A 16,233-nucleotide genomic window follows, 5' to 3' on the forward strand; every position below is an offset into this window, starting at 1 on the left:
ACCCTTTTCCTGAGATTCTGTACAAATTAGCCGCGCATCAGCGAAAACACTTCGGCACGCGCTTCGGAAGACGCTTGATAGATGCCGCGCACCGACGTGGTGATCGTCGAAGCGCCCGGCTTCTTGACGCCGCGCATCGTCATGCACATGTGCTCGGCTTCCACGATGACAGCCACGCCGTGCGGGTTGAGCTTGTTGACCAGCGTGTCGGCCACCGTCGAGGTGATGCGCTCTTGCAGCTGCGGCTGGCGAGCGACCGTTTCCACGACGCGAGCGAGCTTGGACAGACCGGTCACTTGACCGTTGCGGGGGATGTAAGCAACGTGTGCTTTGCCATAGAACGGCACGAGGTGGTGTTCGCACATCGAGAAGAACGGAATGTCTTTTACGATGACTACTTCTTCGTGCATTTCATTAAAGATCGCCGAAAGTTCGTCTTCCGGATTCTTGCCGAGCCCTTCAAAAACTTCTGCGTACATCTTCGCGACGCGCTTCGGCGTGTCGAGCAGACCTTCGCGATCCGGGTCTTCCCCGACCGCTTCCAACAGCATGCGGACTGCCGTTTGCGCTTTATCGAAATCAAATGCCATTGCGAGAACCTCCCAGCGAATTCAATAGCTTCATCTATTGTTGATAGAATGGAGTTGATAGTGTCATAGAAATGCAATCCCTACTATATACAAAAGCAACCTCTTTTGTCAAATAGCCTCTTCCTAGTTTTCCACCAGTTTCCGAAATCATGCTGAGGATAAGAAACGGACTCCTCCATCCTGAGATGAAGAAGTCCATGGAGTCAGGATCAGGTGCCAGTGCCCGGATTGGAAGGCTGTGTCGTGTCTCCGCCACCGCCGTTTTCGCCGCCTGTGCCCGGCTGTGTCGGAGTGGTGGTGCCACCGCCCGGCTGCGTCGGCGTATCAGGATTGGTCGGCGGAACGGTTGGTGTGGTCGGTGTGCCGCCAGGAGTCCCTGGCGTGCCCGGTGTTGTCGGCGTGGTGGTGCCACCACCCGGCTGTTGTCCATTGCCGCCTTGTTCGCCCGGCGTTTCCGGTTCGGTCGGGGTATCCGGCTCTTGCGGATCGGCAGGCTCCTGCCCCGGCACCGTCAGTTGGGCGAAGTTGGAGTCGGACAGCTTCTCACTGCCCTTCATCACGACAACCGAGTAGAGATAGGTCTTGCCCGGCTGAATGTTCGTATCCGTATAGCCCGGTTTGGTCAACTCGCCGATCCCGCCCGAGTTGGACACCGTGCCGTTCGGATTCTTTTCGGCGCGGAACAAGAAGTATTTCGCGTCTTTCACGTCGACCGGCGACCAGGTCAACACCGCCTTGTTGCCTTGCAGTTTTACAGACAGGTCGCTGATGATCGCCTTGTCTTTGTCGTCCTTTTCTTCCTCGACCGGCTTGTTGGAGACGTTTAAGTCAAAGCGCGGCGCAGGACGGCCCTGCAGGCCTTCAGACATGACTTTCGAGAACAGGGCGGACGGAATCTCCGAACCTTGGCTGGCGAGGTAGTGCTGTTCGTCCGATTGGTCGAAGCCCATCCACGTCACCATCACATAGCCCGGCGTGTACCCGGCAAACCAAGCGTCGCGGTTGCCGCCGGTCTGGCCCATTTCGGTCGTGCCGGTCTTGCCGGCCACGTCGCGGCCGGAGATGCGGGCGCTGGTGCCGGTGCCCTGCTCGACCGCTGCTTTCAGCATGCGGGTGATCGTCTTCGCCGTATCCGGCTTGATCGCTTCGTGCGACTTCACTTCGATCGCAGCGAGGACGTCGCCTTCCGCATTTTGAATCTCGCGGATCGCAAACGGCTCGGTGCGCACGCCGTTGTTGGCAAATGCGGTGTAAGCGCCGGCCAGATCAAGCGGCGTGACATCGACGTCGCCCAGTGCAACGCCGAGGCGCTGGGAGTCCTCTTGTTTCAGCGGAATCCCAAAGTTTTTCGTCGTGTATTCATAACCGACATCCACGCCCATGTCATTGAGCAGAGAGACGGCCGGGATGTTCAGCGACCAGATGACCGCTTCATTCATCGTGACTTTGTCTTTCGGCCACAGCTTCCAGTTGTTCGGCTTATAGCCGCCCGCGAACTCGGTGCCCGCCTTGTTGTTCAAGATGGTAGACGGCGAGTATTTGCCGGTGTCGATCGCCGGGCCGTAGACCATGATCGGCTTAAACGACGAGCCCGGACGGACTTTCGCCATCGAAGCGCGGTTGAGCACCGCCTGCGGGGTGTGCTCCAGCTCCGGCTTGTCGCGTCCGCCGACCAGCGCCAGCACGCCGCCCGTCTCCGGGTCCACGATGACAGACGCCGATTGTGCCCAAGTGCCGTCTCCCGCGTTGTTCGGGAAGTTGGCCGGGTCTTTGTAGGCATTTTGCAGCGAATCCTGCAGTTTCGGGTCGAGGTTGGTGTAGACCTTCACCCCGCCGCGCAGCACCTGCTCCGCTTCGATGCCCATTTTCTCCGACGCCTCTTCCAGCACGTAGTCGAGGTAGTACGGATATTTGACTTCCTGATCCATGCCTTTGATGTCATCGCCCGGCTTCTCAGAGAGCTGCAGCGGCTCGGTGATCGCCGCGTCATATTTTTCTTTGGTGATGTACTCGTATTTGAGCATCTGGTCGAGCACGATGTTGCGGCGCTCGATCGACAGCTCCGGGTTGGCGCGCGGGTTGTACGCGCTCGGCGCGTTGGGAAGACCTGCCAGCAGGGCGCTTTCGGCCAGCGTCAGTTCCTCCATGCGGTCGCCTTTGTCAAAATACACTTCCGCTGCGTATTTCACACCGGTCACGTTGCCTGCGAACGTGATGCGGTTAAAGTACATTTCCAAAATATCGTCTTTGGAATAATTGCGTTCGATCTGTGCCGCCAGCGAGATCTCTTTGACCTTGCGCGTAAACGTCTTCTCATGCGAGAGGTAGACGTTTTTGGCGAGCTGCTGCGTGATCGTCGAACCGCCTTCCGCTTTCGATCCGGTGATGATGTCGCGGTACACCGCGCGTCCGATCGCCCGGAAGTCGATGCCGTTGTGATTCTTAAAGCGATTGTCCTCAACGGCCACGATCGCATCTTGCAGATCTTTTGGAATCTCGCTTAACTTCGCCCCTTCACCGGCGACCGATTGGAACTGCATGATCTCATTTCCGTCCCGGTCATAGATGTACGAGGTCTTGTACTCGATCTCCAGCTTCGATTTATCAAATGTCGGGAGCGCGATGCTGCATCCGATGAGAATGACAGCGATACCGGTTACCAAAAAGGCAATCAAAATGCTCCGTAAGATTTTTTTCCCCACAACCTATCACCTCTTTTGCACATTCTACTGTACGTCCCGTCAACAGACAAACGGTAGATTCGTACAGGAATCGCGGTTTGCACCTTCTTACTCCTATTCGCAAGAGCAATCGTTTTTCTGTCCACACAAAACCCCTTACCCTGTTATAGACGGCCGACACAGGGAAGGGGTTTCACTTTTCATCATAGATGCAATTTTCAGACACGGCAGACTGCGATCAGGCGCTCAGGATGTAGCCGCCGACCATGATCAGACTGCCGCCGATGACGATTTTGCCAAGGTCGGCGCCGTTTTGCAGCTCGTTAAAGAAAATCAGGCCGAGCACGACCGCGACCAGCGTGTTGGCGTTGACCAGCGGGATCAGTTGCGCCACGTTGGTCGCCGGATCGCGAAACGCGCCGGTCACCGTCAGCGTCCCGATCAGCCAGACCGAGCCCGCCGCCGCCCCGATCAAGAGATAGGTCCAGACGTTTGGCGCGCTGAACATCGCCGTTCCTCCGCCGCGCAGCCAGGCAAAACCGGCCGCCGTGACGACCACGCCGAGCGCCAGGCCCAGCGCGATCAGCTCCAGCGGCGCTTTGAGATATTTGTCCGAACTCAGGTATTTCAACGGGATGCTGTACACCCCGTACGCAAACGCGGCGATGATGCCGGCGATCACCCATGTTTTCAAGCCTTCCACCTCTGCTGTCAGATCGATTTGGGTCTAGCCCTTGTCTATGTCTATGACAGCTCGGGACGGGACTTTCCCATACCTGCGAATCAAATCTTCCACCGGGATCAAAACGCGCTTCAGCGGCAGGCGTTTGCCTTGCGATACGCGCCGCTTGCCTTCAGGATGGCAAAACAGCATCATCAGCCGCATGTACCAGGCTTTAAAGCGAAACCAGCGCGTGACGGGCACATCCTGCACCGTGAAGCCGAGCGGTTCCACGCCGCGGTTGAGCAGCGTGACGCCGATCAGCGCCTTGATCCGTTCGCCGCGCGGATGTTTGCAGAGGAACTCGACCAGTTCCGGCAGCGAGCGCTGGGTCTCGCGCAGCACGATCACCCCGCGCCGGTTGTCCGACGTGACGCCGTGCAGCATTTGTTGAAGACGAAGATTGTAAAAGTGCAAAAATCCTACCCAGTCGCCGCTGTGAATCTCCTTGCCGTCCGGCAGCCGGATCACAGGACCGGTATAATGCCGGACACGAATGCGGAATATATTTTTGCCCTGACGGTCCTCATAGTCGAACCGTCGGACCATCCTGTACAGGATGTCTCCCCATTTCCACAGGGTTAACTCGATTCGGTTCATCTTGGTCTCCCCTTACAGAGCTTCTAAGGACTGCCTACCTAGTATGGGCGTCACATATCAAGTGTATGCTGGAAGGGTCCGCGCTGTGTAAAAACAAAAATCCTCCGGGAAAGGAATCCCGGAGGCTTTGTTCGCAGTTAGATTACAGCTTCGTTACGTTTGCTGCTTGCGGACCGCGAGCGCCTTCCACGATGTCGAAGGAAACGGATTGACCTTCTTCGAGGGTTTTGAAGCCATCGGTTTGGATCGCGGAGAAATGAACAAATACGTCGTCACCGTCTTCGCGCTCGATGAAACCGTAACCTTTTTCAGCGTTGAACCATTTCACTTTACCTTGCATGGGAATCCTCCTAACGGTACATTAAAGATAAAGGCAAAACTAGTATTCCCAATCTTACCTTTGTGTAATATTTTACCTTGTCTGAAATTCGAAGTCAATAATCCTATGTTGCGTAAACGAAGATTAACGATCCAAACAGGAGCGATTTCCAAATGAGAAAAAAGCCAACTCACATCACTAAGGTTTACACTTTAAACGTTGAAGATCCGGGAGATTATTACTACAAGCCGGAAGGGGTGCTCTTCATCGACGAACAAGGCAATTACACGCTGTTCGCCGCCGATTCGCGGCACAATTTCCTGCGCACCGCCGTCCACAAGTTCCCGTACAAGGACCTCGAGGAAGGCGTCGAATACCGCAATCATCATTTACAGTTAAATGATGTGACCCTGCAATACGCACCCCGCTTCGACATGGTCGTCGACGAGATGCTGGACATCCTCCAAGCGGTGTTCACCGGGTCGCCGCGACAGTTCTTCTTCCTCGAGCGGTTCTTCCTGCCGGGCAGTCCGCACAACCATTTTACGCCGTAAAAAAGAGCCCCTCTCGCCATGAGAGGAGGCTCTTTTTATTTTGCGCTGCTCATCGCCCAGTCGTACAGGCGCGGGAGCAGATGGCGCAGCTTGACCGGAATGTAGCCGGACTTGGGCAGCACGTAGAGCGGCTTTTTCTGCACCGCCGCTTTCAGCGCCGTCTCCGCCACCTCTTCCGGCTTCAGGAAGCCCACGATGCTCGGCACGCTCTTGCGGTCCGCCTTGTCGAAAAACGGAGTTTCCACCGGGCCCGGGTTGATCGTGGACAGGGTCACCCCGGTGCCGCGCATCTCGTAGCGCAGGGCGTCCGAGAAGCCCATCACCGCATGTTTGGTCGCCGCATACGCCCCGTGCTTCTTGCCGGCCATGAAAGAGGCAAGCGAAGCGAGGTTGATGATGTGCCCGCTGCCCCGCTGCCGCATCGACGGCAACACCGCTTTCGTCATGCGCACGAGGCCGAAGTAGTTGACATTCATCATCCCTTCGACCTCTTCCATCGTGATGTCTTCCGTCGATTTGAAGAATCCATAGCCGGAGTTGTTCATCAGGATGTCGATCCGGGTGAAGCGCTTCAGCACATCGTCCACTACCCGGTTCACATTTTCCTCATCGGTGACATCGAGGGCATAAAAAGGCGCCTCGATGTTATAGCGGTCCTTGATCTCTTCCGACAAAGACTGCAGTTTGTCGATCGAGCGCGCAGCCAGCACCGGGACCGCGCCGTGCTTGGCAAACAAGAGCGCTGCGTCCCGGCCGATGCCGCTGGAGGCGCCGGTGATCAGGACGATTTGATTTTGCAGCATCAGCATTATTCGTCCATTCCCTGCTTCGTCGGGCCGCTCCACGAGAGCATGCCGCCATAGAAATTGGTCACCTTGTCAAAACCGTTCATCTTCAAATAACGGGATACCTGGTGGCTGCGGTTGCCGCTGCGGCAGATGAAGACATACTCTTCCTCTTTGTTCAGTTCGGACATCTTGCCGGGGATGTCATTCATCGGGATCAGCGGCACGCCCGGAATGTGGCCCGAATTGTACTCATGCGGCTCCCGCACGTCGATCAGCTTGATCTTGCCTTCCTTTGCCTGTTCCAAAATTCCCTGCAGTTCAGCAGCATCCAGTTGACGGATGCCATCGATTTCCTTTGCCATCGTGCTTACTCCTCCTTACAAGCTTCGAACAGATCACTCGTCAAATAACGCTCGCCCGTGTCCGGCGCAATGCACAGCACCCGCTTGCCGGGCCCGAGCATTTGCGCCACTTTCATCGCCGTATGGACAGCAGCGCCCGCCGAGGTGCCGACGAGGATGCCTTCCTGCCGGGCGAGGGCTCGTGTCGTCTCCTGCGCATCAACGCAGGAGATCCGGAAAATTTCATCATAGACGCTCCGATTTAAGATCGGCGGCACAAAGCCGGGCGACGTGCCCACGATCTTGTGCGGACCCGGAGGCTGGCCTGATAAGACGGCCGAAGACTCCGGCTCCACGACATACACCTTGATCCCCGGAATCAGTTCTTTGAGCGTCTCGCCCGTTCCGGTGATCGTGCCGCCCGTTCCGGCCGTGGCGACAAAAGCGTCGAGTCGGCCTTCCATCTGCTGATAGATCTCCCGGGCGGTCGTCTTGCGGTGCACGTTCGGATTGGAAAGATTCTCAAACTGCATCGGGATGAAGCTGTTCGGAATCTGCGCGGCGAGTTGCTCCGCCTTGGCCACCGCGCCGGTCATCCGCTCAGCGCCCGGCGTCAGCACCACATCTGCGCCGTACGCCTTGAGGATCGCAATGCGCTCCTTGGTTGCAGTATCGGGCATGATCATGATCGCCCGGTACCCTTTTGCTGCTGCCACCATCGCGAGACCGATTCCCGTATTCCCGCTGGTCGGCTCGATGATCGTGGCGCCAGGCTGCAAGAGCCCGGCCGCTTCCGCCTCTGCGATCATATTGGACGCCGCGCGGTCTTTGACGCTGCGGCTGGGATTAAACATCTCCAATTTGACATACACGTCGGCCATCTCGCCTTGAGCGAGGCGGGACAGCTTGACCACCGGCGTTTCGCCAATTAATTCTGCCATGTTATGTACGATTTTCATTGCCCCAACTCCTGATCAGTGATACAGGTATCTGTACTAATCGTGGCATGTTTTTCCGTAGCTGTCAAATGACCCGCTTGCCGCCGAGGAAGCGGTTTTTATAGTAGTCATTGTCGAGCGTCGACGTGATGACGCCCGTATCATTATTGAGGGCATGGACGAATTTGCCTTCCCCGACGTAAATGCCCAAGTGTGAAGGGCCGGGGGCATAGGTGGTAAAGAAGACGAGATCGCCCGGCTGCAACTCCTGCTGCTGCACAGGCTTGCCCACATCAAATTGATCATAGGAATTGCGCGGCACCGCCACGCCGTGCTGCGCATAGACATACTGCGTGAACCCCGAGCAGTCAAACCCCTGCGGGGTCGTGCCGCCCCAGACGTAAGGCGAGCCGACAAAGCTCTCGGCGGCGCGGGCCACGCTGAGCCCTTGCTGCGCCTTCACCCATTTGGCGTATTGCGTGAGGTGGACGGAGCGCGAGGCGAGCAATTTCTGCATGCGGATCTTCTCTTCGCGCGCGTGGCGCTTTCGCTCCGCCAGTTGACGGTCTTCCACCTGCAGCTCATCATGTCCGGTCCCTTGGACCCCATTATATGTAACGCCGAACTGTCCCTGTTCGGTGCGCAAGACTAACGTGTGTTCTGCCTGGCCGACGGGCTGTTTTGACACGCCTTCCGCCAGTGTAGGGATGCTCCCCTGCGGCCCGGAGAGGGCGAGCGCGCAGATGAGGAGGGTGCAAAGCCAAACGGAAATGAAATGCTGACTCTTGTTCATCATTCGACTCCTTCCGTAGTTGAGAAAAAAGGAAAATCACCCTGCAACAGAGTGATCTTCTATGTTCATCATATGTAGGCTTATCCACCTTTTAGACTTAGTAGCCGACTTCCACCGCCGCGTTGACGACGATCACTTCATCGTTTACATCTCCTTTGTCGGGCAGCACGACGCCGCTCGAACAGATCAGGCCGCCTTGCACGATCTCCACGGAGACCTGGCCGTAAGGAAATGTTGCTTTTACCTTGTCAATGTCCACCTCTTCAGCCGGAACGGGAACGCCGAGCTTGACCCGCACTTTCATGTTGTTGATGTCGCCCTCCGGCAAGATGCTGCGGATGCCCGGCATCGAGTTGGTGCCGATCGCGTTTTTGCAGGCGCGCACAGCAGCAGACGTCGCATCCTGCCCGTGCAGGTCGACACCCATTCCGATTTCGATAAAGACCACGTTCATAACAATTCCCCTCTCTTGGTGTTCTTATCCAAGTATGATCATATAAAAAATGCGGGCTATAAACAAAACAGAACATATGTTCTTGTCAAATCAAACCTTTCATAGTACAATCTTCTTACAGAGACTTTGAAAGGAGTGAAGGTTCCATGGCAACTCCCGCAATTTTGAACCAATCCCCCATTCGTTCACATGAGGTATTTCACGGTGCACAGCTCGATCTGCTGCATCCGGACTGGAATTCCCCCCAACCCGGGCGGGAGGAGGCAGGAGCCTTCGCTCTCTCCTTTTCCCCCGCTCTGGTACAATATCTGATCAATATGTACTCTCGTCCCGGCGACACGGTGCTCGATGCATTCGCAGGTTCCGGCTGCACGATCCTGGAGTCGCTGATGATGGGGCGCGAGGCGGTTGGCGTCGACTGCAACCAACACATGCTCGACGCGGCTTTGCGGCGTTTGGATGTCTTCGCAGGGAACGTTTCCCCCACTTTGCTCTGCGGAGACGCCCGCAAGCTCAGCCAGTTTATCGCCGAAGAGTCGGTCGACCTCGTCGTCACGCAGCCGCCTTATGGCAGCACGTATCGTTTTTCCTCAAGCAATCCGACCGATCTGTCCCTGCTCTCTTCCCGCGACTTTCTGCTCGCGATCGAACAGGTTGTATCTGAGCTGTACACCGTTTTGAAGCCGGGTGGCACTTGCGCCTTGCTGATCGGTGACATCAAAGAACGCGGCCGCATGATGCCGCTCGGCTTCCAGTTCATCCACCGCTTCCTCTCCCGCGGCTTCTCCGTCAAAGACATCTACGATTCCCGCACTCCTGTCTACAAGTTACCCGTCCCGCTGCACAATCATGAATATCTCTTCATTTTCCAGAAAAAACAAAAAGCGCCGAAGCACTTCCGCTAAGGCTTATACTCCTGCCTTTTTACGGGTTTGCTTCGCCGCTTTCTTGGTTTCCTTTTTATAATAGTCACAGATCGGCTGCAGAGGACAGATCTCACACTTCGGGCTTCTGGCCGCGCAAACGCGTCTGCCGTGCAAGATCAGCGCGTGATGGGTAAATGTCCACTCTTCCTTCGGAAGTTTCTTCATCAAGTCGTGTTCTGTCTGCAACACATTTTCCGCTTTGGTCAGACCCAGCCGGTGGGACAGGCGGTCCACATGTGTATCAACCGCAATCGCCGGCACGCCAAACGCCGTGCTGAGCACCACATTGGCCGTCTTGCGCCCAACTCCCGGCAAACTGACGAGATAGTCATAGTCATTCGGTACTTGTCCACCCTGCTCTTCGACCAGTCTGCGGCAGGTCTCGAGGATGTTCTTCGCCTTGTTGCGAAACAATCCAATCCGCCGAATCGCGTCTTCCATCTCCGCTTGGGTGACATTCAGAAAGTCTTGTGGCTGCGGGTACTTGGCAAACAGGCCCGGCGTCACTTCATTGACCAGTTTGTCGGTGCACTGTGCAGACAGCACCACCGCGATCAAAAGTTCAAACGGGTTGTTATGCACCAGCTCACAATGGGCATCCGGATACATATCTTTTAAATGTTCGATCAAAACGGGCACTTCTGCTTTTTTCATCACGAGTCGTTCCCCCCAAAATACACCTTTCGACAACGACCCGTTTTTTCCTGTTAGAAATAGTGGGAAAGAAAGAGGATACTCATTCCAATCGACCATGCGGCGCGCAACCCGAGCTCCATCTGCTTCCGGTGTTTGCGTATCCATTCGGGCACTTCCATGTTTGACACCTCTTTTTTTGTACTGCTTTATCTTTATTTTATGGCTTTTTGCACCGCTCGGAACGGCAGTTGCACACGGGAGGACAAAAACAGGCATCATCCCTATTTTCTTTAAATACTATATAATCTATAATAAAAGATACAAAAGATATAAAATTCAAACAGTAGCGAGAGGGAGGTTTCATCGTGGCAACTTTGACCCAGGAACAGATCGATACGATGCGCAAAGTGTGGGAGGAGCATCTGCCGGCTCTTGGCACGGCAGGCGAACCTTTTTATACGCTGATGAAGTTTGAAGGAGAGCAGAACGCCGGCGAGATTTTTGCTTATCCGGGCATCGAGCTGCCGTTTGGCCGTCAAGGGATGGTCATTCCTTTGTTCCCAACCGTAGAGATCGCTCAGGAGTGCGAATCGGCGATTCGCATCAGCAACCCGGAATGGCGGGTCGTCGGCGTGAGCGAAACGTTCTTGGGAGCGGTGCTGAACCTTGTCACCTTCCAAGAGATCAAGCTCGTCATCGGCACGTCACCGACGAAGAGCATCGTCTGTGACACCGAGAAAGTCCCGGAGCTGGTGGAGAAGATCCGCGAACACGGCTTTAGCGAAGAACTGCTGGCAGTCGCTGCCGCAGATAGCGAGCAGTAATCCAGCAAACGAAAGAGCAGGCTTCCTCAGGAAGCCTGCTCTCTTATCTTCTAGCGTCTGAAAAACAGCGGGACACAGCAGATGTCTTCCATCCCCATCACCGCGTCGATGTAATATTCGATATGAGGTGCCGGAATCTTGCCTTCCGCCTGTTCGCGGAAGTTGACTATGATCTCGTCGGCGTTCAGATCGAGCGCTTTTAAAAATGTGTTCAGTCCCGGCTCCGCTGTCTGCTCCTGCATCGCCTGCAGCCACTCGTCCGGCACCTCGCCGCGCTCCGCCATGTCCTCGCTCCACTCATCGCGGGCCAGCGACCCGGCGAGCAGCAGATCGTGGGCGAGCAGCGCCCGCGCCATGCCGGTCGCAGCGTGCAGATTGCGATGGTTTAATACCGTGCCGACCAGCACGCTCCACCCGTCTTCATCCAGTTCAAATGCATTGGCGACTCCAACCAGCGCGCCGAGCAGCTGTGCCTGCGGATGGTCGCCCATGCGGTATGTAACTTCCAGACCGGCGCCAAGCGCAGCTGTCAGCTCTTTGCCGCCTTTGTTTTGCAATTCAATCGCCGCGAGCACCGTCGGATACAACAGCGGCGCATCGCTCACCGCCGCATTGCCCAGCACCGCCTGCGCCGCCGTCACCATGTTGCCGGTGGCAAACAGCATCGCCTGCTCTTCCCCGCCAAACGCCTCCAGATGCTCCGCCAGCCGCACGCCTTCTTCCGTATCTTTCAGTGCAAACCCTGTTCCCAAGTATTCAAGGAAGCAGAGCTTGATCTTCATCATCTCTTCATAACTCCACTCCGGCCACACCGCTTGACGGGCCCGTTCCAGCCACCCTTGCATGCTTTTTCTCCTCCTGCCGACATAAGGTTTCTGTATCCACTATAAAGAAAAGTCGGTGGGAGGGCAAACCATTGTCGCTCTTACTCTAGTTTGATAGAATAGGCAGGTCATAGACGAACGATATGGAGATGATCATAGAATGGGCATCATGACCCGACTTCGAGATGCGGTGAATACTTATCCGAAAATCTTATGGTTTCTGGCATTCGGCGGCTTTTTGAACGTAGCCGGATTGTCTTTTATCTGGCCCTTGAACTCACTTTACATTTCAGGTGAACTGGGCCGCCCGCTCACCGTCGCCGGGATCGTGCTGCTGTTGCACTCGGCGGGCGCGTCGATCGGGCAGCTGACCGGGGGCACCTTGTTTGACAAGATCGGCGGCCGGCCCGTGCTGCTGCTTGGATTGTTCTCGTCTGCCACCCTGATGAGTTTGATCGGCTTGTTTGACTCTTGGCCGCTCTATGTCACGGTGATGTTCCTGTACGGCTTTACCGCGTCCCTCACTTTCCCGGCACTGAACGCCTTTGCTGCCAAGTCGTGGCCGGAAGGAGGACGCCGCGCGTTTAACTTCATCTACGTGGCGAACAACATCGGCGTGGCAGTCGGCACGGCGGCAGGCGGCCTCGTCGCTTCCTACTCATTCCAACTGGCCTTTTTCTCGGCAGCATTTACGTTTTTGCTGTTTGCCGTGTTTGTGCTGTTCAAGATTCACGACCGTCCGGTTTCCCCGGAAGCGCAAGCCGCGCGGGCCGCACAGGCTGCCTCTGCTAACGAAACGGCTGCAGCAGGCGTGCTGATCGAACGAAAGATTCCATGGGTGCCGGTGATGTCCCTCTTTGTCGGCTTTCTGACGATCTGGGTTGTCTACGTGCAATGGCAGACCTCGATCTCCGTACACATGCAGGAAAACGGCATCGCGCTGTCGATGTACAGCTTGCTGTGGACGATCAACGGGGTGCTGATCTTTGCCGGACAGCCGCTGCTCGCTTATGTCGTCAAATACTTCAAGACCTTATCGTCGCAGATGTACCTCGGCACGGCCCTGTTCCTGCTCTGCTATGCGATTCTGCTGACGGCCGACTCCTACTGGGTCTTCATGATCGGCATGATCATCCTCACCTTTGGCGAAATGCTGCTCTGGCCGGGCATTCCGGCTGCGGTCGCGCAGCTGTCACCGCCATCCAGAGCCGGGTTCCTGCAAGGGCTGATCGGCAGCGCGTCCACCGCCGGACGAATGCTCGGGCCGATGCTGGGCGGACTGCTCTACGACAACACGTCGTTCTCCACCTTGCTGATGGTGATGGTGTTCCTGCATGCACTTCCTACCGCCGCCTTTATCCTGTACGCGCGGACACACAAAAAAGAACGGACCTGATGGTCCGTTCTATTTGCGTTCTTTTACTTGCCGGAGATGGTCAGCGACTTGATCTTCAGCGACGGAGCGCCGCATGCGCCGCGACCCGTGCCTTGGAAACGCAGGTCACTGCCGACCGCCTCCACGTCTTGCAGCATCTTGATGAAGTTGCCCGACACGGTGATCTGGTTGACCGGACGAACGATCTTGCCGTCTTCGATGTAGTGGCCAAGCGCAGCCAGCGAGAAGTCGCCGGAGATCTGATCGGTGCCCGCATGCAAGCCTTGCATCTCGATGATCATGATCCCGCGCTTCGTGCCGGCGATCAGCTCATCGAGCGACTGGCTGCCAGGCTCGATGAACAGGTTGTTCGGCAACGTCGTCAGGTCGCCGCGATAGCCTGCTTTAAACGCATTGCCAGTCGATGCCACGCCTGCTTTCTTCGCGCTTTTCAGGTTGTGCAGGTAGGAGACGAGCTTGCCGTCCTTGATCACTTCGGTCCGGCCTGTTGCCACCCCTTCCGAGTCAAACGGGGTGTTGCCCGGAGCGCCTGGGAACTGCGCGTCGTCGATCATCGTGATGTTGCTGCCGGCCACCGCTTCGCCGAGGCGTCCCTGGAGCACAGACAGGCCTTTGTCCGCATTGGAGCCGGAGAAGATCGACGAATAGGTGTGCAGCAGCGTCGCGATCGCGTTGTTGCGGAAAATGATCTCATAGTTATCCGATTCGATCGTCTGCGCGCCCAGCTTGGCAGCCGCATCGCGGCCAACACGCTCGCCAAACGCCTTCACGTCCAGATCGGCGATGCTCGTGACGCTGTAGGCATTGTCATACGCAGTCGCTACCTCATCGCCATCTTTAGCCAGCGCCGACACTTGGCAGACCGCCATCGTGCTGGCCGTGCTGCAGTCGAGGCCTTTCGTGTTGACGATCATCACTTCGCTGTTCGTGTTGACCACCGAGCAGGAGTTCAACAACTCGATGCGCGGGTCGGCCGCCAGCCCGGCTGCTTCCATCTCAAGCGCGGTTTGGATCAGCGTGGCCGCGTCGGTGTTGTACAGCTCATCGGAGCACTCGCGCACTTCCTGGTACTGTTCCGATCCGGCAAACAGCTCGGCTTTTTCCTCGCTTTGCGTCACTTCAGCGTTTTCCTTTGCCGCCTGCAGCATGCGAACGATCGATTCTTCGTCGAGCTTTTCCGTAAACGCCGTGCCCATCGTGCCTTGATATTCGCCGCGGAAGGACACGCCGGCCCGTTCCACGATGTTAAAGGCGTCGATGTCGCCTTTGAAGATGCGAACGGTGGAAGCGCGGTCCGCCTGGTAGTAGATTTCCATTTCCGCAAACCCGAGAGCACGCCCTTTTTCAAACACGACCTGCTTTAATTGGTTGAGATCCATCGTCATCGCCCCGTCACTCCCCTTTCCGTCCGCCAACCGTCAATTCGGACACACGAATCATCGGCTGCCCGACATCGGCCGGGATGCTGCCGGAGATCGAGCCGCACATGCCTTGGCCAAAGCCGAGGTTGCTGCCGACCATGTCGATCTTTTGCAGCACGTCGATGCCTTTGCCGATCAAAGTCGCGCCGCGCACCGGCTTCTCGATCTTGCCGTTTTTGACGATGTAGCCTTCTTTTACGACAAAGTTAAAGTCACCCGTCGCCGTGTTTACCGAGCCGCCGCCGAGGTATTTTGCGTACAGCGCGTATTCGGTGTTAGCGATGATCTCTTCCGGCGGGGTGCTGCCGGCCGCGATGTAAGTGTTGTTCATCCGCGACGCCGGAGCGAATTTGTACGACTCGCGGCGCGCCGACCCCGTCGATTCTGTACCCATGCGCTTGGCGCCAAGCTTGTCGATCAGGTAGCCTTTGAGGATGCCGTTTTCGATCAGCAGATTGCGCTGCGTCGGAGTGCCTTCATCGTCGATCGTCGAAGAGCCCCAGGCGTTCGGAATCGTGCCGTCGTCGATCGCGGTGACGAGCGGTGATGCGACCAGTTCACCAACCTTGTCGGAGAACACCGAGACTTTTTTTGCGACAGACGTCGATTCCAGACCGTGTCCGCACGCCTCATGGAAAATGACGCCGCCAAATTCATTGTCGATGATGACCGGCATTTTCCCGCTGGGGGCAAATTCCGCGTTGACCATCGTCTTCGCCGTATGCGCGGCGAGGCGAGCATGGTCTTCGATGTTCAGGTTCTCCATAAATTCAAACCCGCGATGCGCGCCCGGCGCGGAGCTGCCCATCGATTTTTCATTGCCGACCGTTGCCACCGCTTCCATGTACATGCGATGGCGCGTGCGGCGGTCCTCCACAAACAGGCCGTCGGAGTTGGCGATGAGCACCTTTTGATCCTCATCTTTATAGGAAATCGAAGTCTGGGAGATCACTGGATCATATGCTTTCGCCGCTTCGTGCGCACGGCGCATGTATTCGATCTTCTTCGCCTTGCTGACCGATTCCGGCAAAATCAAAATCGGGTGCGCCGGCTGCAAGATGGAGCGGCGCAGGTCGAGCGTCAAGTCCCGCTTGGTGCCGCGGATCGCTTGCGCCGCCTGGCGCGCCACTTTCAGCAGATTGTCGCGGCGGAAGTCATTCGTATAAGCGTAAACGGCAAACAGCCCGGAAATCACGCGAATCCCGATGCCAAAATCACGACCGGACAGGGCCGAATCGACGCTGCCTCCGATCATGCTGATCGTGTTAATCGTCTTATCTTCCACGAACACGTCCGCAAAGTCGCCTCCGGTCTCCAGAGCCGCCGTTAATACGTCTTCGATCAATGCTTGAGACAGCATGTGCTTACCCCCTTGTATACAAAACCTTTATCTTATAATCGTATCACAAATATCAGACTTTTTGCCT

18 protein-coding genes are annotated in these 16,233 nt (G+C 56.5%); 4 read left to right on the forward strand and 14 right to left on the reverse strand.

Translation table 11 applies throughout. The features are described from left to right. Positions 1-26: 26 nt before the first annotated feature. From folE to CBW65_RS20470, 5 genes are all read right to left on the reverse strand, one after another. A complete protein-coding gene (gene folE / locus CBW65_RS20450; RefSeq protein ID WP_087458425.1) occupies positions 27-590 on the reverse strand; it encodes a GTP cyclohydrolase I FolE in 564 nt (187 codons plus the stop codon). A 209-nt stretch (positions 591-799) separates the two neighbouring features. Further along, positions 800-3,292 (reverse strand): transglycosylase domain-containing protein, encoded by a 2,493-nt coding sequence (locus tag CBW65_RS20455; protein WP_087458426.1) that lies wholly within the window; start codon positions 3,290-3,292, stop codon positions 800-802. Positions 3,293-3,509: 217 nt separating this feature from the next. Next, complete coding sequence (locus CBW65_RS20460) at positions 3,510-3,965, reverse strand: hypothetical protein (protein WP_087458427.1); 456 nt, start codon at positions 3,963-3,965, stop codon at positions 3,510-3,512. Positions 3,966-3,998: 33 nt separating this feature from the next. Next, positions 3,999-4,592 (reverse strand): YkoP family protein, encoded by a 594-nt coding sequence (locus CBW65_RS20465; protein WP_087458428.1) that lies wholly within the window; start codon positions 4,590-4,592, stop codon positions 3,999-4,001. Positions 4,593-4,734: 142 nt separating this feature from the next. Then, entirely contained in the window at positions 4,735-4,932 is a 198-nt protein-coding gene (locus tag CBW65_RS20470) for a cold shock domain-containing protein (RefSeq protein ID WP_087458429.1), read from the reverse strand. 152 nt (positions 4,933-5,084) lie between these two features. Between CBW65_RS20470 and CBW65_RS20475 the strand changes: the two genes are divergently transcribed. Further along, positions 5,085-5,465, forward strand: coding sequence for a hypothetical protein (locus CBW65_RS20475; protein WP_087458430.1), 381 nt, complete (start codon positions 5,085-5,087; stop codon positions 5,463-5,465). A 35-nt stretch (positions 5,466-5,500) separates the two neighbouring features. Here CBW65_RS20475 and CBW65_RS20480 read toward each other — a convergent pair whose 3' ends face one another. From CBW65_RS20480 to CBW65_RS20500, 5 genes are all read right to left on the reverse strand, one after another. Next, positions 5,501-6,268 carry an SDR family NAD(P)-dependent oxidoreductase gene (locus CBW65_RS20480; protein WP_232463382.1) on the reverse strand — a complete coding sequence of 256 codons (768 nt, stop codon included), beginning with the start codon at positions 6,266-6,268 and terminating at the stop codon, positions 5,501-5,503. 5 nt (positions 6,269-6,273) lie between these two features. Then, the gene (locus CBW65_RS20485; protein WP_087458431.1) at positions 6,274-6,615 is read right to left on the reverse strand and encodes a rhodanese-like domain-containing protein; all 342 of its coding nucleotides are present in this window, start codon (positions 6,613-6,615) and stop codon (positions 6,274-6,276) included. A gap of 5 nt (positions 6,616-6,620) precedes the next feature. After that, positions 6,621-7,553, reverse strand: coding sequence for a cysteine synthase A (cysK, locus tag CBW65_RS20490; protein ID WP_087458432.1), 933 nt, complete (start codon positions 7,551-7,553; stop codon positions 6,621-6,623). Positions 7,554-7,617: 64 nt separating this feature from the next. Continuing rightward, entirely contained in the window at positions 7,618-8,325 is a 708-nt protein-coding gene (locus CBW65_RS20495; protein WP_157722089.1) for a C40 family peptidase, read from the reverse strand. 97 nt (positions 8,326-8,422) lie between these two features. After that, on the reverse strand, positions 8,423-8,779 hold the full coding sequence (locus CBW65_RS20500) for a Lin0512 family protein (RefSeq protein ID WP_087458434.1): 357 nt from the start codon (positions 8,777-8,779) through the stop codon (positions 8,423-8,425). Positions 8,780-8,925: 146 nt separating this feature from the next. Here CBW65_RS20500 and CBW65_RS20505 point away from each other — a divergent pair, with 146 nt between their 5' ends. Beyond that, positions 8,926-9,684, forward strand: a complete 759-nt coding sequence (locus CBW65_RS20505) for a TRM11 family SAM-dependent methyltransferase (RefSeq protein ID WP_087458435.1) — start codon at positions 8,926-8,928, stop codon at positions 9,682-9,684. A gap of 3 nt (positions 9,685-9,687) precedes the next feature. Here the strand turns inward: CBW65_RS20505 and nth are convergent, their stop codons facing one another. Then, entirely contained in the window at positions 9,688-10,359 is a 672-nt protein-coding gene (gene nth / locus CBW65_RS20510; protein WP_087458436.1) for an endonuclease III, read from the reverse strand. Between the two features lie 347 nt (positions 10,360-10,706). Between nth and CBW65_RS20515 the strand changes: the two genes are divergently transcribed. After that, positions 10,707-11,165, forward strand: a complete 459-nt coding sequence (locus CBW65_RS20515; RefSeq protein ID WP_087458437.1) for a hypothetical protein — start codon at positions 10,707-10,709, stop codon at positions 11,163-11,165. Between the two features lie 50 nt (positions 11,166-11,215). On the opposite strand, the gene CBW65_RS20520 is transcribed toward CBW65_RS20515, so the two are convergent. Next, a complete protein-coding gene (locus tag CBW65_RS20520; RefSeq protein WP_087458438.1) occupies positions 11,216-12,010 on the reverse strand; it encodes an MmgE/PrpD family protein in 795 nt (264 codons plus the stop codon). A 148-nt stretch (positions 12,011-12,158) separates the two neighbouring features. Here CBW65_RS20520 and CBW65_RS20525 point away from each other — a divergent pair, with 148 nt between their 5' ends. Beyond that, the gene (locus CBW65_RS20525) at positions 12,159-13,385 is read left to right on the forward strand and encodes an MDR family MFS transporter (RefSeq protein ID WP_157722090.1); all 1,227 of its coding nucleotides are present in this window, start codon (positions 12,159-12,161) and stop codon (positions 13,383-13,385) included. Positions 13,386-13,408: 23 nt separating this feature from the next. Here the strand turns inward: CBW65_RS20525 and CBW65_RS20530 are convergent, their stop codons facing one another. Continuing rightward, the gene (locus tag CBW65_RS20530) at positions 13,409-14,770 is read right to left on the reverse strand and encodes a TldD/PmbA family protein (protein ID WP_087458440.1); all 1,362 of its coding nucleotides are present in this window, start codon (positions 14,768-14,770) and stop codon (positions 13,409-13,411) included. Between the two features lie 7 nt (positions 14,771-14,777). Next, a complete protein-coding gene (locus tag CBW65_RS20535; RefSeq protein WP_087458441.1) occupies positions 14,778-16,166 on the reverse strand; it encodes a TldD/PmbA family protein in 1,389 nt (462 codons plus the stop codon). Between the last annotated feature and the right edge of the window lie 67 nt (positions 16,167-16,233).

It is taken from the genome of Tumebacillus avium, assembly GCF_002162355.1.
In the GTDB taxonomy this organism is placed as follows: domain Bacteria; phylum Bacillota; class Bacilli; order Tumebacillales; family Tumebacillaceae; genus Tumebacillus_A; species Tumebacillus_A avium.

Bases quoted from the DNA above. Each gene is read 5' to 3' on its own strand.
- CBW65_RS20505 (WP_087458435.1), top strand. From the start codon at position 8,926: ATGGCAACTCCCGCAATTTTGAACCAATCCCCCATTCGTTCACATGAG.
- CBW65_RS20475 (WP_087458430.1), top strand. From the start codon at position 5,085: ATGAGAAAAAAGCCAACTCACATCACTAAGGTTTACACTTTAAACGTT.
- CBW65_RS20500 (WP_087458434.1), bottom strand. From the start codon at position 8,779: ATGAACGTGGTCTTTATCGAAATCGGAATGGGTGTCGACCTGCACGGG.
- CBW65_RS20520 (WP_087458438.1), bottom strand. From the start codon at position 12,010: ATGCAAGGGTGGCTGGAACGGGCCCGTCAAGCGGTGTGGCCGGAGTGG.
- CBW65_RS20535 (WP_087458441.1), bottom strand. From the start codon at position 16,166: ATGCTGTCTCAAGCATTGATCGAAGACGTATTAACGGCGGCTCTGGAG.
- folE (WP_087458425.1), bottom strand. From the start codon at position 590: ATGGCATTTGATTTCGATAAAGCGCAAACGGCAGTCCGCATGCTGTTG.
- CBW65_RS20465 (WP_087458428.1), bottom strand. From the start codon at position 4,592: ATGAACCGAATCGAGTTAACCCTGTGGAAATGGGGAGACATCCTGTAC.
- CBW65_RS20480 (WP_232463382.1), bottom strand. From the start codon at position 6,268: ATGCTGCAAAATCAAATCGTCCTGATCACCGGCGCCTCCAGCGGCATC.
- CBW65_RS20530 (WP_087458440.1), bottom strand. From the start codon at position 14,770: ATGACGATGGATCTCAACCAATTAAAGCAGGTCGTGTTTGAAAAAGGG.
- cysK (WP_087458432.1), bottom strand. From the start codon at position 7,553: ATGAAAATCGTACATAACATGGCAGAATTAATTGGCGAAACGCCGGTG.
- CBW65_RS20525 (WP_157722090.1), top strand. From the start codon at position 12,159: ATGACCCGACTTCGAGATGCGGTGAATACTTATCCGAAAATCTTATGG.
- CBW65_RS20470 (WP_087458429.1), bottom strand. From the start codon at position 4,932: ATGCAAGGTAAAGTGAAATGGTTCAACGCTGAAAAAGGTTACGGTTTC.
- CBW65_RS20495 (WP_157722089.1), bottom strand. From the start codon at position 8,325: ATGAACAAGAGTCAGCATTTCATTTCCGTTTGGCTTTGCACCCTCCTC.
- CBW65_RS20485 (WP_087458431.1), bottom strand. From the start codon at position 6,615: ATGGCAAAGGAAATCGATGGCATCCGTCAACTGGATGCTGCTGAACTG.
- nth (WP_087458436.1), bottom strand. From the start codon at position 10,359: ATGAAAAAAGCAGAAGTGCCCGTTTTGATCGAACATTTAAAAGATATG.